Below are 17,469 nucleotides of genomic sequence, written 5' to 3' on the forward strand. Positions count from 1 at the left end.
AAGCTTCTCCAGCCTTTTTCTTTGTAATGTCCTGACAGATGGAAGGAGGAGGGTGACCTTATGCCGCGATCTTGCGGCCGATCCAGCGCGTCACCCATGCCGGCCCCTGGTGACCGGGGCCTTCGTCCAGGGTGGCCGGGCCTTCTTCGGCCATGACTTCTTCCATGCCATCGGCAAGGTCGGCGCGCAGCATGTCCAGCGTGTAGAGCATGGCTTCATCCTTGGGACCGCCGCTGCTGTACCCGAGCTGCTTCGGGTGGAAGGCTTCCAGCAGCAGCAAGCCGCCAGGCTTGAGTGCCTGTACCAGCTTGGCATGCACGGCAGGGCGCAGTGCCGGGGGCAGGTGCAGGTAGATCATCACCACCGCGTCGGCGCTGGCTGGTTCGGGCTGCCAGCTGGCCAGATCGGCCTGTACCGTGTCGATTGCAACGCCCCGGCGCTGCGCGAGGTCACGCGCACGGGCTAGGCCCACTGCGGAACTGTCGATGGATTGCACGGCGTGGCCCTGTTCGGCCAGCCAGACGCCATTGCGGCCTTCGCCATCTCCGGGAACCAGAATGCGTGAGGGACTGTCCAGTCGCGCTGCCTCCTCGCGCAAGAAGGCGTTGGGGGCTTCGCCGTACTTGTAGCCATCCACGGCGCTGTAGTTCTGGTCCCAGAAATTCATGCGTACTCCTGCAATAGAGGTGTTGTCCAAACGGCAAGCGGGCCTCACGCCCGCCTGTGCCCTGGTCCGGTGCTGCCGGACATTCATCCCGCATTATTTCCGCGGCACGAGAAGCACGTCGACACCATTACGCTTAACCGTAATTGTTGTCGGGGTGTATTGGTACTTGCTGGCCTTCTCCAGATCGGATGCGGTGAACTTGTACAGCGTGTAATCCTGGAACATCTGCTCGCCGACCATGGCCAGCGCATTGTTGGCGCGGCTGTTGCCCTGGCCTTTTTCGTCCTTCAGGTCGACCGATTTGACCTCGACATTGGTCATGCGCACGCTGTGATCGCTCGGTTCGTAGCGCAGTCCGTAGGCCAGATCCACATTGCCTTTCATGGCAGGCATCAGGCCGAATACGGCAGGAGTGGCCAGTGTCAGGCGCGTCCCCAGCTTGTTGGCGGCGGGATCGAAGCTCAGGCGGGGATTGCTCACCGTCACGTCAAACATGCCCAGCAGGCGTTTGTCGACGGGAAAACGGGTGTCCAGCTTCTGCTGCAGCTTGCTGCCATCGATGAAAACTGTCTGCTCGCCGGAGAACATGCCGGAGCAGCCGGTAACGGAAAGCATGCCGGCTGCGGCAACAGCAGCGGAAATCAGGTGGCGACGGGGAAGTGAGGGTATTGGCAGTGGCATCGTGGTGTGTGGGTCTCTGCTGCGTCATGCAGTGGCAGTCTTGTGTGCGCATATTAAGATAGGAACGCGTCGGGCGTGCGCCTCAGGGCGTTGCGTCTGCATCCATTTGTACCAGCGGAGAAAGCGATGAGTGCGATACAGACGGAGGACTGCATCCTGTGCAGGGAGGATGGGGGCCGGCTGGTCTGGCGCTCTGAAGGATGGCGGCTGGTGCATGCTGGTGAAGCCGCGTTTCCGGGCTTCTACCGCCTGATCTGCAACCGTCACGTGGCCGAGTGGAGTGATCTGGCCGCCGAAGAGCGCCAGCACGCCATGGAAGCGGTCACATTGGTCGAAAAGTTGCTGCGCGAGCATCTGCAGCCGACCAAGATCAATCTGGCCACCCTGGGCAACGTGGTGCCGCATCTGCACTGGCACGTGATTGCGCGCTTTGACTGGGACAGTCATTTTCCCAACCCCGTGTGGGGCGCTGCGTTGAGGGACTCGCCCGCTCCCAACATCCGGGCTGTGGAGCAGGTGTTGCCAGTGCTGGAGCAGGCGCTGGCAAACGAGCTGGAGGCCCATTTCAAGGCGGGAGAGTCTCATGGCTGACGGTTTTACCTGGGCCTACGGCATGGTGCTGGCGGCGTCGCTGCTGCCGATTGTCAGTGCCGGCATCGCCAAGAAGATTGGCGCCCGCGACAGCGGGGGCTTCGACAACAGCGATCCGCGTGCCTGGCTGGAGCAGCAGCGAGGGGCCGCAGCGCGGGCCAATGCAGCCCAGCAAAACGGCTTTGAGGTATTGCCGTTTTTCATCGGCGCGGTGCTTATTGCGCACCAGTTGCAGGCCAACCAGACCTGGATCGACCTGCTGGCCATCGCGTTCGTATTGCTGCGCGTGGTGTATGTATGGTGCTATGTCGTCGACAAGGCGACCTTGCGCAGCCTGGTCTGGACCGCTGCCTTCGGGGTGAATGTGGCCATTCTGCTGCTCGCGGCGTTCTGATGTGAGACGGGGCTGCACTGGCAGCCCCGTTCTTCCCGGCCAGATCGCAGGGGATGGCTCCCCTGCAGGCCAGTTCACTTTCCTTTGCGGGCCGGCTTGTCGTTCTTTTCCTTGCCGGATGTCCTGGCATCTTTCGCCGGCTTGTCGGCGTTTTTCCCGCTCCTGCCGGGTTTGTCGCTCGCTGCGCTGCGTGCCTTGGCAGGGGCTTCTTCCGCTCCCTTGGCACGGCGATTGGCTGCCTTGTCGGACGCGCGGCTTGCGTCCTTGCGCTCGGGCCTGTCTTCCGGATCAGCGCGGCGCTTGCTGCGTGCATCGTCACGGACCGGCTTGCCTTTGGCGGTGCGGGAATCGTCAGCTGCGGCCTTCTCCTTGACGGGGCGGGCATCCTCTTTCGGGGCATTTTTGCCACGACGTGTCGTGCGCTCATCCTCACGGCTCGCGGCCTTGCCACGCGCGGATGGCTCTTCGTTGCGGTTTGCCTTGCTTCGTGCCGGGCGGGTATCCGCTTCCTTTTCCGCATCGCGTGTGCGGGCGCTGCTCTTGCGTGAGGACACCCGCACAATGGATTCTTCCCGCTGACGCTGGCGTTGCGCCAGACGTTCAGCGCGCGCGGCCAGCGCTTCTTCCGCGCGCTGCTGGTTCAGCAGGCGGCTTGCCTGCGTTTGCGGCAGGTTGAGGACCACGGCCTCATCTGCTTCGAGCGACGCATTGGTGGAAGTCCGGTTCCAGCTGGCGACGTCCTGGGCAGGCACGCCGACGCGCGCCGCGAAGCTGGCAATGGTGTCTCCGTCCTGCGCTTTCAGCGTGATGCGGCGCAGCACGACTTCGGGGGCAAAGCTGATGCTGCTGCTTCTGGCAACCGCACTGGAAATTTCCGTGTTGTGCCAGTCCGGGCGCGGCACCATCAGGGACGAGCCGGCGCGCACCATCATGCGCGGGGGAATGCGGTTGATCTCGCGCAGCTGCTCTTCGGTGGCGCCCACCTGTTCTGCCGCCTGGGCCACCGTCATGGTGGTGGGGGCAGTCCACAGCGTCCAGCTGGCGAGGCGGTTGTTGCCCAGGCGCGCCAGATTCTCGCGGAAACGGGGGGCGGCCTCCCAGGGCAGCAGGATGCGCGGCGTGAGCGAGGCAATCACCATCGGCTTGTTGAGCGAGGGGTTGAGCGCCTTGAAATCATCCACGCTGATCTCGGCCAGACGCGCCGCCATGCTGACGTCGATGTCGCGCGAGATCTTGACCTGGTCGAAATAGGGATGGTTGGCGACGTTGGGCAGCGCCGTGTTGAACGTGGCCGGGTTGCGGATGATGTTCTTGAGCGCCTGCAGCTTGGGTACGTACTGGCGCGTTTCCTGCGGCATGTTCAGCTCTTCGTAGCTGGTGCCGCGGCCCGCAGCGATATTGCGGTTGATGGCGCGCTGCACATTGCCTTCGCCCCAGTTGTAGGCCGCCAGGGCCAGGTGCCAGTCGCCGAACATGGTGTACAGGCGCTGCAGGTAGTCCATTGCTGCCCGGGTGGAGCGCAGCACGTCGCGGCGGTCATCCAGGAAGCGGTTCTGGGCCAGTTCGTACTGCTTGCCCGTGCTGGGAATGAACTGCCACATGCCGGCAGCCTTGGCACTGCTCACGGCCTGCGGGTTGAAGGCGCTTTCCACGAAAGGCAGCAGGGCCAGTTCGGTCGGCATGCGGCGGCGCTCCAGTTCTTCGACCACATGGAACAGGTACTTGTCGGAGCGGCCGAGCATGCGGCTCACGCTGTTGGGGTTGCGTGTGTACCAGGCTTCGCGGTCGCGCACGATGGCGTTGTCCAGATCGGGCATGGAGAAGCCGCGTTGCACGCGCTCCCACATGTCGTTGGGGCTGCTCAGGCCGAAGCGGCTGGAGCTCTTGCCGCTGAAGACATTGCCATCCACATCGGACATGCGGATGCCGACGGAGCCGGCGTTCTGGCCCCCGCCGGTGGCACAGCCTGCCAGCACGGCGATGGCGCAAAGGCTCATCACATAACGGAAAAACATGAAGGGGAATCTCGGAGTCGTGCCGGCGCGCGGGTCAGAAGCGGTTCTTCCACTCGCGCAGCACGGCAAAGACCTGTACCGGGTCAGTGGCGGCGGCGTCCTGCTGCAGGGCAGCCTGTTGCACCGCAGGCTCATGCACCCGCAGGAAAGGATTGATGGCAAGTTCCTGGCCGATGGTGGACGGAACAGTCGGAACGCCCTGCGCGCGCAGGGCTTCGCAGTGATGCGTATAGGCCTGCAGATCGCTGTTGCCGGCTTCGACGGCTGCCGCAAAACGCAGGTTGGACAGAGTGTACTCATGCGCACAGCACACGCGCGTTGCAGCCGGGAGTGCGGCCAGCAGCGAGAGCGAATGGTGCATTTGCGCCGGCGTTCCCTCGAAGAGGCGACCGCAGCCGCCGGAGAAGAGGGTATCGCCGCAGAAAAGGATGGGCTGTTGCCCGGCAGGTGCCGCAGCAAAGTAGCCGACATGCCCCGCAGTGTGACCGGGAATATCCAGCACCTGGAAATCCACGCCCAGTGCAGCAACTGTGTCGCCCCCGGATACCCAGTGCATCGCCTGCTGCGGTACGGACGGGAACTGCCCCGCAGACAGGCCGTCGGCAACTGGCAGGTACACTTGCGTACCGCTGTGGCCACAAGCCTGGTAGAGGGCATCCAGCCCGCCTACATGGTCGGCATGGTGGTGCGTGATCAGGATGGCATCCAGCCGCAGGCCTTGCTGCTGCAGCGCTGCCACGACCGGTTCCGACACTGCCGGATCAACCACCAGGGCGGAAGCGCCGTCGTGCAGGATCCAGATATAGTTGTCGTTCAGGACGGGCAGGGGCACCAGGTTCATTGGGAGTGTCCGAGGAAGGTTCAATTCAGGGCATGTCGGAGCAGATTATAGATTTGGCGCAATGGTTCCACACCCCCGCGGGTCGCTATTTGCGGGAGTGGGAGCTGCGGCATTGCGATCAGGCGGTGGCAGACTGCTTTGGTTACCATGCGTTGCAAATTGGCGGAGAAACCTTGCCCTTGCTACGCAACAGCCGCGTCAAGCGGCGCTGGCTGGCCGGCATCGACACGCTGGAGCCTGCATTGGCAGCCGATCATGGCTTGCCGGTGGAAGTGCCGCAAGAGGTGGATGCCACACTGGCTGATGAGCTGGATGCTGACGTCTGCATTGGTGATCTGGCGCACGAAGGGCAGATTCCCCTGAGTCTGGTAGTCGAGCCCATGGCATTGCCGTTTGCCGAAAACAGCCTGGATCTGGTGGTGCTGCCCCATACGCTGGAAGCCAGTGCCGACCCGCACGCCACCCTGCGTGAAGTGGAACGTGTGCTGGTGCCGGAAGGGCGCCTGATCGTGATTGGTTTCAATCCGGTCAGCCTGTGGGGCACGCAGCAGTGGCGCAGCGTGCTGGCACAACGCATGGGCAGTGGCGCGCCTGCCTTCATTCCGGATATCGACGACCTGATCGGGCATCGCCGCCTGCGTGACTGGCTGCGCCTGCTCAATCTGGAGGTGGATGGAGGGCGCTTTGGCTGCTACCGCCCTGGCTTGCGCAGCGAGGCCTGGTACGAACGCCTGCGCTGGATGGAGCATGCGGGTGACCGCTGGTGGCCCATTCTGGGCGGGGTGTACTTCATCGAGGCGGTCAAGCGCGTGCGTGGCGTGCGCATGATCCAGCCGCGCTGGAAGGTCGCCAAGCAGGCGCGCAGTACCGTGCCGCTGGCGCAGGGCGAGCGGCATGCCACGCATCGTGCTCAGCCATCGGCCCAGACGCCCCGTACGCGGCCATAATCTTGCACCTTCGGCCAGGCTGCCTTCGTTCGGGTGCAGTCGGGCCAGACCAGCAACAACAAACAAAGAGAACAGGTGCCATGGATAACGTGACCATCTATACCGATGGAGCCTGCAAGGGCAACCCCGGGCCGGGAGGCTGGGGCGTGTGGCTGCAGTCAGGACCGCACAGCAAGGAGCTGTATGGCGGCGAGCTGAACACCACCAACAACCGCATGGAGCTGATGGCGGTGATCCGCGGCCTGCAGGCGCTCAAGCGGCCGTGCCGGGTGGCGCTGTACCTGGACAGTCAATATGTGCGTCAGGGCATTACCGAATGGATCCACGGCTGGAAGAAGAAGGGCTGGGTCACGGCGAGCAAGCAGCCGGTGAAGAATGCCGAACTGTGGAAGGAGCTCGATGCTCTGGTGCATGGGGGCATCCACAGGATCGAATGGCACTGGGTGCGCGGCCATGCCGGCGATCCGGGCAACGAAAAGGCCGATGCCCTGGCCAACAAGGGCGTGGACCAGGTGCTGGGGCGCTAGCCGCCTCGGGGTATCATCTGCGCATCGATTGATGATGGTTCCCGACATGACATCTGCTGCTTCCAGGACCGTGGTCGTCCTCAACGGCCCCAACCTCAACCTGCTCGGCACGCGCGAGCCCGCTGTCTATGGTTCTGCCACGCTGGCCGATGTGGAACAGTTGTGCCGCACGGCCTGCGAGCGCCACGGCTGGGCGCTGGATTTTCGCCAGAGCAACCACGAGGGCGATCTGGTGGATGCCATCCATGAAGCCGGACGCCTGCACGCTGCGGGACAGCTGGCCGGGGTGGTGCTCAATGCAGGGGCCTATACCCATACCAGCATCGCGCTGATGGATGCCATCAAGGGCACCGGTGTGCCGCTGGTGGAACTGCACATCAGCAATGTGTTTGCACGCGAAGCGTTCCGCCACCATTCCTATATCTCGCCCGTTGCCAGGGCCGTGATGTGCGGCTGGGGCGTGCAGGGCTACGCGCTGGCCATTGACGGCCTGCAGCACTGGCAGTATTGAGGAGACCACCATGGAATCAAGCACTCCCGTCATGCTGGGCGTTGCCCCTGGGGAACTGAATGGCCGCCATGTGCTGCTGGGACTGACTGGCGGCGTGGCCTGCTACAAGTCGGCCGAACTGTGCCGGCTGCTGATCAAGAGCGGTGCCACGGTGCAGGTGATGATGACCGAGGCTGCCTGCCAGTTCATCACGCCGGTCACCATGCAGGCGCTTTCGGGCCGACCCGTGGTGCTGAGCCAGTGGGATGCACGCAGCCCTGACAACATGCCGCACATCCGCATGGGCCGCGAGGCCGATGTGATCGTGCTGGCGCCTTGCAGTGCCGACTTCATCGCGCGGCTGGCGCAGGGACGGGCGGACGAACTGGTCAGCCTGACCTGTCTGGCGCGTCCTGCCGGCAAGCCGCTGCTGGTGGCCCCGGCCATGAATCGGGAGATGTGGGCGCACCCCGCCACTCAGCGCAATCTGGCACAGATCGTCCAGGATGGCGCGCAGGTGATGGGCGTGGGCCACGGCGAACAGGCCTGTGGCGAGATTGGCGATGGTCGCATGCTGGAGCCGCAGCAACTGCACGACCTGATCGTGGCCAGTTTTGCGCCCAAGGTGCTTGCTGGCCAGCAGGTGCTGGTCACGGCCGGCCCCACGTTCGAGGCCATCGATCCGGTGCGCGGCATCACCAACCATTCCAGCGGCAAGATGGGCTTTGCCATTGCACGTGCGGCGCAGGAAGCGGGCGCGCGGGTCACGCTGGTGGCCGGCCCGGTGCATCTTCCCACGCCTGAGGGTGTGCGACGCATCGATGTGCAGTCGGCCCAACAGATGCTGGAAGCGGTGGAGCGCAGCTTGCCTGAATACGGCATTTTCATCGCCACGGCCGCGGTGGCCGACTGGCGCACGGCGAATGTATCGGAGCAAAAGCTCAAGAAGGACGGAAGCGGCCAGCCGCCGGCCCTGCAGTTTGTCGAGAACCCCGACATTCTCGCCACCGTGGCGCGTACTGCCCAGGCGCAGGCCGGTACGCTGTATTGCGTGGGCTTTGCTGCCGAAAGCCATGACCTGGAAGCCAATGCCCAGGCCAAACGCCTGCGCAAACAGGTGCCGCTGCTGGTGGGCAATATCGGCCCCGCCACCTTCGGCAAGGATGACAATGCCTTGCTGCTGATCGACGATCACGGCACCACCGAGCTGCCGCACGCCAGCAAGCGAGTGCTGGCGCAGCAGCTGGTCAGCGAGATTGCGCGCAGGTTGCCGGATACGCAGCGGGCTTGAGGGCGGCTAGGCTGCTTCGAGCGGTGCGCCTTGTAGCTGCCGGAATCGCTGCGCGCTTGACGGGCTGTAGCCTCATGTGCTGAGCCGAGTGGCGCGTTTCCGCCAATCCGTGGCTGCAAACCGCTATTTCGCGCGGCACGCAGTCGGGGTTGCCAAGGATTTGCTCAGGCATTTTCAGACGACACTGGTGCTGGATACGAGCCCCAGCAGCTGGCTGACGAGGTCGTCCTGTTCAAGCAGCCGTTTGCGTGCCGCCTGGATGCACGCTTGCCAGTCCTGAAGACGGGTGGGCGTCAGGTCGGGCAAGGCGTCACTGCTGATCCCGTTCCAGACGAGGTGCAGCTGCCGCAGGTCGGCGGGCGCCTGAAGCCAGTCCAGAAAGGCCTCCAGCTTGGCATGGTGCGCATCATCGTCCTGCGGATAGATGTGCCAGACAAAGGGCTGCCCGGCCCACAGGGCGCGCACCAGTGAATCTTCACCCCGAACGCAGTTGAAATGGCTGCTCCACAGCACTTCGTCGAAGCCGTGCTGGTCCAGCCAGGGCATCAGGTGCAACTGGCACTGACCATGAGAAGGGGGCAGGTAGGGGGAGCCGAACATGCGCAACAACTCCTGATGACCACGTCCCTGAAAAACCAGCAGCCTGCTCGGCTTGCCAGCAAGCTGCGCCATCAGACTTGGTAGCGCCACCGGCTCGTAGCAGAACAGGCTGACCACCAGCGGCCCGGTTGCCAGCGCGGACTGCATCGTGTTTTCCTGCAGGGTCTGTGCTGGGGAGGTGTCACCACCATGGTCATCCGCTCCCTGCAAGCAAGGTAGTCGCTCAAACACCTGCTGCCGTTGCGGCAGGGATGCTTCACGGAGCAGGCCACCGGTGTCTTTCGTGAAACCCGGATAGAAAAACTGCTTCACCTGTCCCGCAGCCGGTCCCTGCATCACCGGTGACGGCAGGCCGTGGCAACGGGCCACATACGATTCGGCGGAGAGGTATTCCAGATTCAGCCACAGTCCGGAAGGCGAAGGGCGGCCTGCCCACCAGGCTTGCACGTCAGGCTCCAGCTCGCAGCCAAAGGCTTCGACGAGTACATCGCCCGCAGCATCCGGCAAGTCGGTGGCGTTCAGCGGCTGCTTCCAGTGACGGATTTCCACGCCGTCGGTTCCGTGGGGTGCCATCCAGTGCAGACAATCCGGCTGGTCGATCCAAAAGCGCACGCGTTGCCCGCGCTCCGCCAGTCCTGCCGCCAGTCGCCAGCACACGCCGGCATCGCCATAGTTGTCGATCACGGTGCAGAAGATGTCCCATTGCCAGCAGGGGAAGGGCTCGGGGGCGGCAGCGCGAAGGGGCAGGGGGATGAATGCGGGATACGGCATGGCCAGCATTGTCCCTGATCCCATTGTTCTGCCCGTCGCCTTCTACAATCCGGGGCATGCCGCGTCGAACTTCCGCTCCGCCCGCCGATACTCCCGAACAGCCAGAATCTGCGCCAACGCCGCCGATAGAAGCATCAGTTCCTGGCAGCGCGATGGAGGACGCGCCATTGATCGAGCCCGCACCTCGCCACAGCGCCGAATTGCTGGCCCAGGTGGCCGCCTTGCCCTCCCTGCCGGGGGTGTACCGCTATTTCGATGCCGACGATCAGGTGCTGTACGTCGGCAAGGCGGTACACCTGAAGCGGCGCGTCTCCAGCTATTTCCAGAAGGATCACGGGGGCACCCGCATCGGCTTCATGGTCGGCAAGATCGCCCGGCTGGAAGTGACGGTGGTACGCTCCGAGGCAGAAGCGCTCATCCTCGAAAACAACCTGATCAAGACGCTCAAGCCGCGCTACAACATCCTGTTCCGCGACGACAAGAGCTACCCCTATCTCAAGCTCACGGCTGTCACCGCCACGCCGCGCGCAGACGACACGCCGCAACCGGGCGAATATCCGCGCATGGCCTACTACCGTGGCGCCACGGACCGCAAGCACAGCTATTTCGGCCCCTACCCGAACGCCTGGGCGGTGAAGGAAACCATCCAGCTGATGCAGAAAGTATTCCGCCTGCGCACCTGCGAGGATTCGGTGTTTGCCAACCGCACGCGGCCCTGCCTGCTGTACCAGATCAAGCGCTGCAGTGGCCCCTGCGTGGGCCTGATCACGTCCGAAGACTACGCCCAGGACGTGGCTCATGCCCGCGATTTTCTCGATGGCGCCACCGACAACGTGATGAAGAAGCTGCAGAAGCGGATGCTGGCGCATTCCGAACAGCTGGAATTCGAACAGGCCGCAGAAGTGCGTGACCAGCTGGCCGCACTCAGCAACATCCTGCACCAGCAGGCAGTGGAGTCCACCTCGTCCGACAAGGATGTGGACGTGCTGGCGATCCGCGTGCAGGGCGGCAAGGCCTGCGTCAACCTCGCCATGGTGCGTGGTGGCAGGCATCTGGGCGACAAACCGCATTTTCCGTCCCAGCTGGAAGACGCCAGCAAGCTGGTCGAGCTGGAAGTGGAAGACGGGCGGCAGGTGGCGGAGCACCGCCTCGAACAGGCCGTGCTGGAGGCCTTTGTGGCCCAGCATTACCTGGGCGCAGACATGCCCCTGGTGCTGGTCACCAGCGTGCCGCTGTCGCCGGCGTTGGTGGAGGCATTGTCGGCACAGGCGGGCCACAAGGTGACGGCCATCCACCAGCCACGCGAACACCGTCGCGTCTGGCTGCAGATGGCAGAGCAGAATGCTGCCTTGCAACTGGCCCGGCTGCTGGCCGAAGAAGGCTCGCAGAAGGCACGTACACGGGCATTGGCCGATGCGCTGGGGCTGGATACCGAGCAACTCGACACGCTGCGCATCGAGTGTTTCGATATCTCCCATACCGCAGGGGAGGCCACCCAGGCCTCCTGCGTGGTGTTCGAGCAGCACACCATGCAACCGAGCCAGTACCGCCGCTTCACCATCCAGGGCATCACGCCCGGCGACGACTACGCTGCCATGCGTCAGGTGCTGCTGCGCCGCTACGGCAAGATGGCCGAGCAGATGCGCGAGCAGGGTGGGCAGGAGCAGTTGCCTGACGGAACCGCTGACACAGCGGGCACGACCGAACCTGCAGGAGCAGATACTGCACCTGACGCAACTGATGTCGCGGCAGACGCAAGCACGGGAGCGAGCGGGGCAGGGCGCCCGGCGCTGCGCTGGCCCGACATCGTCCTCATCGACGGCGGCAAGGGTCAGGTGGCCATGGCGCGCGAGGTGTTCCAGGAACTGGGGATCGAACTCTCCCGCATCGTGGGCGTGGAGAAGGGTGAGGGGCGCAAGGTCGGCCTGGAAGAGCTGGTCTTTGCCGATGGCCGCGATAAGGTCTGGCTCGGCAAGGATTCCGCCGCGCTGATGCTGGTGGCACAGATCCGTGACGAGGCCCACCGTTTCGCTATCACCGGCATGCGCGCGCGTCGCGCCAAAGTGCGTACCGGAGGCAGCCGGCTGGAAGACATCCCCGGCATCGGCCCCAAACGTCGCGCCCGACTGCTGCAGCGCTTCGGCGGAGTGGCGGGGGTCGCCCGCGCATCCGAAGCCGACCTGGCCAGTGTGGACGGCATCTCGGAAGAACTGGCGGGCCAGATTTATCGCGCGCTGCACTGATGGCAGCGACGGGCAATTGCTGCGCGGCCGGGAGGCTAGCGCAAATCCATGACACAATCGGTCACTAGTACGTCGGTCTGCACCGCTAGCCCCTGATACCCCATGTTCCTCAATCTACCCACCAGCCTCACCTGGGCGCGCATCGTTGCCATTCCCCTGCTTGTGGCGGTGTTCTATCTTCCCATGTCGCCGGCTGCGCAAAACGTGCTGGCGGCAGGCTTGTTCATTGCTGCAGCCGTTACCGACTGGTTTGACGGTTTCCTCGCACGCCGCCTGAACCAGACCTCCGCCTTCGGCGCCTTTCTCGATCCGGTGGCCGACAAGTTCCTGGTCTGCGCCAGCATGCTGATCCTGGTGCATCTGGGCCGTGCCGACGTGTTCGCCGCCCTCATCATCATCGGCCGCGAGATTGCCATTTCCGCCCTGCGTGAATGGATGGCGCAGATCGGAGCCTCCCGCAGCGTGGCCGTGCACATGATCGGCAAGCTCAAGACCACGGTGCAGATGGTGGCCATCCCGTTCCTGCTGTACGACGGCGTGCTGTTCGAGCAGATCGACACCCGCGTCTGGGGTTACTGGCTGCTGTGGCTGGCGGTGATCCTGACGGTCTGGTCCATGGGCTATTACCTGCAGAAGGCGCTGCCCGAAATCCGGGCCAAGGTGAAATAGACAGGCCGGAGCGCCTGACAACGCACAACCAGTGAAAGCGGCCGGGCCCCGTCCCGCCGCATCGGGGAGGGGAGATGTTCGAAGGTTTCACCCGCTTTGATGTGACACGGCGTGGCGTCCGGCTCCACGGCCAGATCCGTCGCCACTCCGATGCCGATGCGCCGGCCATGGTGCTGCTGCACGGACATCCCCAGACACATGCCATCTGGCACCATGTTGCTGCGCCGCTGACCCGGCATTTTCATGTGGTGTTGATGGATCTGCGCGGCTATGGCGATTCCGACAAGCCGCCCTCCGATGCCCAGCACCTGCCCTACAGCAAGCGCGAAATGGCACTCGACGTGCTGGCAGTGATGCTGCACCACGGTTTTGAACGGTTTCATGTGCTGGGGCATGACCGCGGCGCACGCGTGGCCCATCGCCTGGGCGTCGATCATCCGCATGCCGTCGACCGCATGATGCTGCTCGACATCGCGCCCACCCTCGCCATGTACGAAGGTACGACCGACGCCTTTGCCCGCGCCTACTGGCACTGGTTCTTCCTGATCCAGCCGGCACCGTTGCCCGAGACACTGATCGGCGCTGATCCCGTTGCCTACCTGCACCGCGTGATGGGCAGCCGCCATGCGGGCCTGGAAGTGTTTGCCCCCGAGGCGCTGCGCGAATACGAACGCTGCGCGTTGCAGGAAGGCTTTGTGCACGCCATGTGCGAAGACTACCGCGCCGCTGCCGGTATTGACCTTGAGCACGACCGCGCAGACGTAGCCGCTGGGCGCAAGCTCACGCAGCCGTTGCGCGTGCTCTGTGGTGAATATGGTGTGGTGCATCCCAATTTCGATGTGCTGGCGCTCTGGCAACAGCGTGCTGAACAGGCCAGCTACGGCACCACTCCATCCGGTCACTACATTCCCGAAGAGGCTCCGCAGGCACTGCTGGACGAGGCCCTCGCGTTCTTTCTGGAGACTTCTGCATGAGCAAGGCACACCGCATTGCCGTGATTCCCGGCGACGGCATCGGCCAGGAGGTGATGCCCGAAGGCCTGCGTGTGCTGCAGGTGGCGGCGCGTCGCTTCGCAATCCCCCTCGAATTCGACCACTTCGATTTCGCCTGCTGGGACTACTACGAGCGCCACGGCCGCATGCTGCCGGAGAACTGGAAAGAGCAGATCGGCCACCACGATGCCATCTTTTTTGGTGCAGTCGGCTGGCCCGACAAGATCCCGGATCACATCTCGCTGTGGGAATCGCTGCTGCTGTTTCGCCGCGAGTTCGACCAGTACATCAACCTGCGTCCGGCGCGTTTGATGCCGGGCGTGATCGCGCCGGTGGTGCGCAAGGATGGCAGCCCGCGCCAGCCCGGCGAGATCGACATGTTGATCGTGCGCGAAAACACCGAAGGGGAATATTCCGCCATCGGTGGCCGCATGTTCGAGGGCAGCGAGCGCGAACTGGTGATGCAGGAAACCGTGATGACGCGCGTCGGCGTGGACCGCGTGCTGCGCTTTGCCTTCGAGCTGGCGCGCTCTCGCCCCAAGAAACACCTGACCAGCGCCACCAAGTCCAACGGCATCGCCATCACCATGCCCTACTGGGACGAACGCGTCGCTGCCATGGCTAGGCAGTATCCGGAAGTGGTGGTGGACAAGTTCCACATCGACATCCTCACCGCCCACTTCGTGCAGCGTCCGGACTATTTCGATGTGGTGGTGGCGAGCAACCTGTTCGGTGACATCCTGAGCGATCTCGGCCCTGCCTGTACCGGCACCATCGGTATTGCGCCCAGTGCCAACCTCAACCCGACACGACGCTTCCCGTCCCTGTTCGAGCCGGTGCACGGCTCCGCCCCCGACATTGCAGGGCGGGGCATTGCCAACCCCATCGGGCAGATCTGGGCCGGAGCCATGATGCTCGATTTTCTCGGCTATCGCGCGGCGCATGACGCCATCCTGCACGCCATCGAGACCGTGCTGCAGCCGGACAGCGGGGCACCGCGTACCCCAGATCTGGGCGGCACTGCTCGCACGGCAGACATGGGCCGTCGCATCGCGGAGGAACTGGAGAAGGGCTGAATATCGTGAGGTTGACCTGCGTCAAGCTTGTGCCGGCCGGGGTGCAATCCAAGGGCAGACCGGCTGCCAAACGCCGTAAATAGGCGTTGGAAAGCCGGCTACAATGACCAGTACGGATGAGCGCCGGAGTGTTCCGGCAAACGGTGGGCATGCAGAAGTAGTGCGCATGCGCAACGCCACCTCAGAAGTGCCGGTTTCGTTGCTATACTAGCCGACTTTCTCGCAACGCATCCCTTGCAGGGCGCGGGCGGGAGTCAAAGAACACAAGGGGATTTTTGTGAACAAGACCGAACTGATCGAGCACATTGCCAAAAATGCCGACATTTCCAAGGCTGCAGCCACGCGTGCGCTGGATGCTGCCATTGGTGCAGTGACCACCACCCTGAAAAAGGGCGGCACGGTGTCTCTGGTGGGCTTTGGCACCTTCGCCGTGGGCAAGCGTGCAGCTCGTACCGGTCGTAATCCTCGCACCGGTGAAGAAATCAAGATCAAAGCTGCTAAAATTCCAAAATTCCGTCCCGGTAAAGGCCTGAAAGACGCCTTGAATTGATTGAATTTCAGATGGGGTGCTTAGCTCAGTTGGTAGAGCGGCGCCCTTACAAGGCGTAGGTCGGCGGTTCGACCCCGTCAGCACCCACCATCCATCTGAATGTAGAAAAGGCGAACGTCGGTTCGCCTTTTTTATTGCCCTTTTCCCTCTCACGCAGGACCTGATGCATGTTTGATTTGATTCGTAAGCACAACAAGTGGATGATGATCCTGCTGTTCGCGCTCATCATTCCTTCTTTCGTGTTTTTCGGCATCGAGAACTACCAGCGCATGAACGATGCCAGCCATGCAGCGGTGGCGCTGGTCGATGGCAACAAGATCACGCAGGCCGAGTGGGATGAGCAGCACCGGCGCGAAGCTGAGCAGCTGCGCGCCAGCAACCCCGGCATGGATCCGGCACTGCTGGATTCGCCCGAGGCCAAGTTCGCCACGCTGGAACGCATGATCCAGCAGCGCGTGCTGACGGGTGCTGCCAACAAGCTCAAGCTGTTCGTGAGCGACCAGCGTCTGGCCAAGGAACTGATGGCGGACCCCAACATTGCTGCACTGCGCACTGCCGACGGCAAGCTGGACGATGCCCGCTACAAGGAACTGCTGGAGCGCCAGGGCATGACGCCCCAGGGCTTCGAGGCCATGATGCGTGCCCAGCTGGCGCAGCGCCAGGTGGTGCAGGGCGCCGTCAATGCCGGCGGCTGGATTCCGGCAGCTTCCGGTGACCTGGTCATGCGTCCCTTCTTCGAGCGCCGCGAGATTCAGGTGACGCGTTTCAATCCGGCCGACTTTGCCGCGCAAGTGAAGGTGGACGATGCTGCGTTGCAGGCCTACTACACCGCAAACGCGGCACAGTTCAAGACCAGCGAACGTGCCGACATCGAATACGTGGTGCTGGACCTGCCTGCAGTCGAACAGCGCATCACCATTGCCGAGGCCGATCTCCGCACTTATTACGAGCAGAACAAGGACCGTCTGGGCCAGGCAGAGCAGCGTCGCGCCAGCCACATCCTCATTGCAGCCGATGCTTCCGGTGATCCTGCTGCCCGCACCGCTGCGCGCAAGAAGGCCGAGGAAGTGCTGGCTGAAGTGCGCAAGAGCCCTGCTGCCTTTGCCGAACTGGCAACGAAATATTCCCAGGATCCTGGCTCCGCACAGAACGGCGGTGATCTGGGCTTCTTCGACCGTCAGGCCATGGTCAAGCCGTTTGCAGATGCGACCTTTGCCCTCAAGCAGGGCGAGATCAGCGGGGTGGTGGAGTCCAACTTCGGTTACCACATCATCCAGCTGACCGGCATCCAGGGCGGTGCTGCGGGTGACTTCGAAAGCCACAAGGCCGAAATCGAAGCGGAACTGCGCAAGCAACAGGCGCAGCAGAAGTTTGCCGAAGCGGCAGAAGAGCTGTCTGATGGCGTATTCAAGGATCCGCTGGCGCTCAAGCCCATTGCCGACAAGCTGGGCCTGCAGGTGCACACGGCTTCCGGTATTGGCCGCGCGCCTGCCGCGGGTGCCGAAGGTGCACTGGCCAGCACGCGCTTCCTGCAGGCCGTGTTCGCGCCCGAATCCCTGAGCAAGAAGAACAATACCAACGCGATCGAGATCGGCCCGAACCAGATGGCAGTGGGTCGCATCTTGAACTACGCGCCGGCACAGACCAAGCCGCTGGCAGAAATCAAGCCGCAGGTGACACAGGCCTTCGTGCAGGCCAAGGCAGCCGAACTGGCCAAGGCGGCAGGGGAAGCCAAGCTGAAAGAATGGGCGGCCAATCCGGCCCAGGCGGCGGCCACTGGTGAAACCGTTACTGTGGCGCGCGTGATGACGACGAACCAGCCGGCTGCCGTGGTCAACGCCGCACTGCGCGCCGACCGCGCCAAGCTGCCCGGTTTTGAAGGTGCCGACCTCGGCAAGCAAGGCTACGCCGTGGTGCGCGTGAACAAGGTTCTGGCTCCCGAAGGTGGCATGGCAGAGCTGCAGAAGCAGCAGTACCCGCAAGTCGCGCAGGCCCAGAACGAGGTGGAGCTGCTCGCCTATTATGAGACGCTGAAGAAGCTGCTCAAGGTCGAATACAAGGTGCAGAAACCGGCAACCGCTCCCGTGGCTGCAGCATCTGCATCCTGATTGAAAAAAGATTGGA

17 protein-coding genes and 1 tRNA gene are annotated in these 17,469 nt (G+C 63.5%); 13 read left to right on the plus strand and 5 right to left on the minus strand.

Annotation, left to right across the window (positions count from 1 at the left end; genetic code table 11):
- Window positions 1-58 precede the first annotated feature (58 nt).
- Together BMW28_RS05030 and BMW28_RS05035 are read right to left on the minus strand one after the other, a co-directional pair.
- Complete coding sequence (locus BMW28_RS05030) at window positions 59-667, minus strand: SAM-dependent methyltransferase (RefSeq protein ID WP_091814595.1); 609 nt, start codon at window positions 665-667, stop codon at window positions 59-61.
- A gap of 93 nt (window positions 668-760) precedes the next feature.
- Window positions 761-1,282 carry a YceB family lipoprotein gene (locus tag BMW28_RS05035; RefSeq protein ID WP_159430717.1) on the minus strand — a complete coding sequence of 174 codons (522 nt, stop codon included), beginning with the start codon at window positions 1,280-1,282 and terminating at the stop codon, window positions 761-763.
- Window positions 1,283-1,474: 192 nt separating this feature from the next.
- On the opposite strand from BMW28_RS05035, the gene BMW28_RS05040 reads away from it, so the two are divergent.
- The gene (locus tag BMW28_RS05040; RefSeq protein WP_091814601.1) at window positions 1,475-1,939 is read left to right on the plus strand and encodes an HIT family protein; all 465 of its coding nucleotides are present in this window, start codon (window positions 1,475-1,477) and stop codon (window positions 1,937-1,939) included.
- Window positions 1,932-2,333 (plus strand): MAPEG family protein, encoded by a 402-nt coding sequence (locus BMW28_RS05045; RefSeq protein ID WP_091814604.1) that lies wholly within the window; start codon window positions 1,932-1,934, stop codon window positions 2,331-2,333. Before BMW28_RS05040 ends, BMW28_RS05045 begins: the two co-directional genes overlap by 8 nt.
- Before the next feature lie 74 nt (window positions 2,334-2,407).
- On the opposite strand, the gene BMW28_RS05050 is transcribed toward BMW28_RS05045, so the two are convergent.
- Together BMW28_RS05050 and gloB are read right to left on the minus strand one after the other, a co-directional pair.
- Window positions 2,408-4,348, minus strand: coding sequence for a transglycosylase SLT domain-containing protein (locus tag BMW28_RS05050; RefSeq protein ID WP_091814607.1), 1,941 nt, complete (start codon window positions 4,346-4,348; stop codon window positions 2,408-2,410).
- 34 nt (window positions 4,349-4,382) lie between these two features.
- Window positions 4,383-5,189, minus strand: coding sequence for a hydroxyacylglutathione hydrolase (gloB, locus tag BMW28_RS05055; RefSeq protein WP_091814609.1), 807 nt, complete (start codon window positions 5,187-5,189; stop codon window positions 4,383-4,385).
- 173 nt (window positions 5,190-5,362) lie between these two features.
- On the opposite strand from gloB, the gene BMW28_RS05060 reads away from it, so the two are divergent.
- From BMW28_RS05060 to coaBC, 4 genes are all read left to right on the plus strand, one after another.
- Window positions 5,363-6,136: a class I SAM-dependent methyltransferase gene (locus BMW28_RS05060; protein ID WP_234969981.1), complete on the plus strand. Its 774-nt coding sequence runs from the start codon at window positions 5,363-5,365 to the stop codon at window positions 6,134-6,136.
- A gap of 80 nt (window positions 6,137-6,216) precedes the next feature.
- Window positions 6,217-6,663: a ribonuclease HI gene (gene rnhA / locus BMW28_RS05065; protein ID WP_091814617.1), complete on the plus strand. Its 447-nt coding sequence runs from the start codon at window positions 6,217-6,219 to the stop codon at window positions 6,661-6,663.
- Between the two features lie 46 nt (window positions 6,664-6,709).
- Window positions 6,710-7,174, plus strand: coding sequence for a type II 3-dehydroquinate dehydratase (gene aroQ, locus BMW28_RS05070; protein WP_091814619.1), 465 nt, complete (start codon window positions 6,710-6,712; stop codon window positions 7,172-7,174).
- 10 nt (window positions 7,175-7,184) lie between these two features.
- Window positions 7,185-8,444 (plus strand): bifunctional phosphopantothenoylcysteine decarboxylase/phosphopantothenate--cysteine ligase CoaBC, encoded by a 1,260-nt coding sequence (coaBC, locus tag BMW28_RS05075; RefSeq protein WP_234969982.1) that lies wholly within the window; start codon window positions 7,185-7,187, stop codon window positions 8,442-8,444.
- Between the two features lie 174 nt (window positions 8,445-8,618).
- Here the strand turns inward: coaBC and earP are convergent, their stop codons facing one another.
- Window positions 8,619-9,815, minus strand: a complete 1,197-nt coding sequence (gene earP / locus BMW28_RS05080; RefSeq protein WP_091815531.1) for an elongation factor P maturation arginine rhamnosyltransferase EarP — start codon at window positions 9,813-9,815, stop codon at window positions 8,619-8,621.
- Between the two features lie 56 nt (window positions 9,816-9,871).
- On the opposite strand from earP, the gene uvrC reads away from it, so the two are divergent.
- The 7 genes from uvrC (at window position 9,872) to BMW28_RS05115 (ending at window position 17,453) form a co-directional block, all read left to right on the plus strand.
- Window positions 9,872-12,058, plus strand: a complete 2,187-nt coding sequence (uvrC, locus tag BMW28_RS05085; RefSeq protein ID WP_407640931.1) for an excinuclease ABC subunit UvrC — start codon at window positions 9,872-9,874, stop codon at window positions 12,056-12,058.
- Between the two features lie 102 nt (window positions 12,059-12,160).
- Window positions 12,161-12,727 carry a CDP-diacylglycerol--glycerol-3-phosphate 3-phosphatidyltransferase gene (pgsA, locus tag BMW28_RS05090; protein ID WP_091814628.1) on the plus strand — a complete coding sequence of 189 codons (567 nt, stop codon included), beginning with the start codon at window positions 12,161-12,163 and terminating at the stop codon, window positions 12,725-12,727.
- Between the two features lie 74 nt (window positions 12,728-12,801).
- Window positions 12,802-13,701 carry an alpha/beta fold hydrolase gene (locus BMW28_RS05095; RefSeq protein ID WP_091814630.1) on the plus strand — a complete coding sequence of 300 codons (900 nt, stop codon included), beginning with the start codon at window positions 12,802-12,804 and terminating at the stop codon, window positions 13,699-13,701.
- The gene (locus BMW28_RS05100) at window positions 13,698-14,795 is read left to right on the plus strand and encodes a tartrate dehydrogenase (RefSeq protein WP_091814633.1); all 1,098 of its coding nucleotides are present in this window, start codon (window positions 13,698-13,700) and stop codon (window positions 14,793-14,795) included. The genes BMW28_RS05095 and BMW28_RS05100 overlap by 4 nt, the downstream gene beginning before the upstream one ends.
- 277 nt (window positions 14,796-15,072) lie before the next feature.
- The gene (locus BMW28_RS05105; protein WP_091814635.1) at window positions 15,073-15,345 is read left to right on the plus strand and encodes an HU family DNA-binding protein; all 273 of its coding nucleotides are present in this window, start codon (window positions 15,073-15,075) and stop codon (window positions 15,343-15,345) included.
- Window positions 15,346-15,359: 14 nt separating this feature from the next.
- Window positions 15,360-15,435 (plus strand) — tRNA-Val (locus tag BMW28_RS05110).
- Between the two features lie 77 nt (window positions 15,436-15,512).
- A complete protein-coding gene (locus BMW28_RS05115) occupies window positions 15,513-17,453 on the plus strand; it encodes a SurA N-terminal domain-containing protein (RefSeq protein WP_091814638.1) in 1,941 nt (646 codons plus the stop codon).
- Window positions 17,454-17,469 lie beyond the last annotated feature (16 nt).

The sequence above is a fragment of the Allobrachymonas denitrificans DSM 15123 genome, assembly GCF_900110225.1.
GTDB classification, from domain to species: Bacteria; Pseudomonadota; Gammaproteobacteria; order Burkholderiales; family Burkholderiaceae_C; genus Brachymonas; species Brachymonas denitrificans.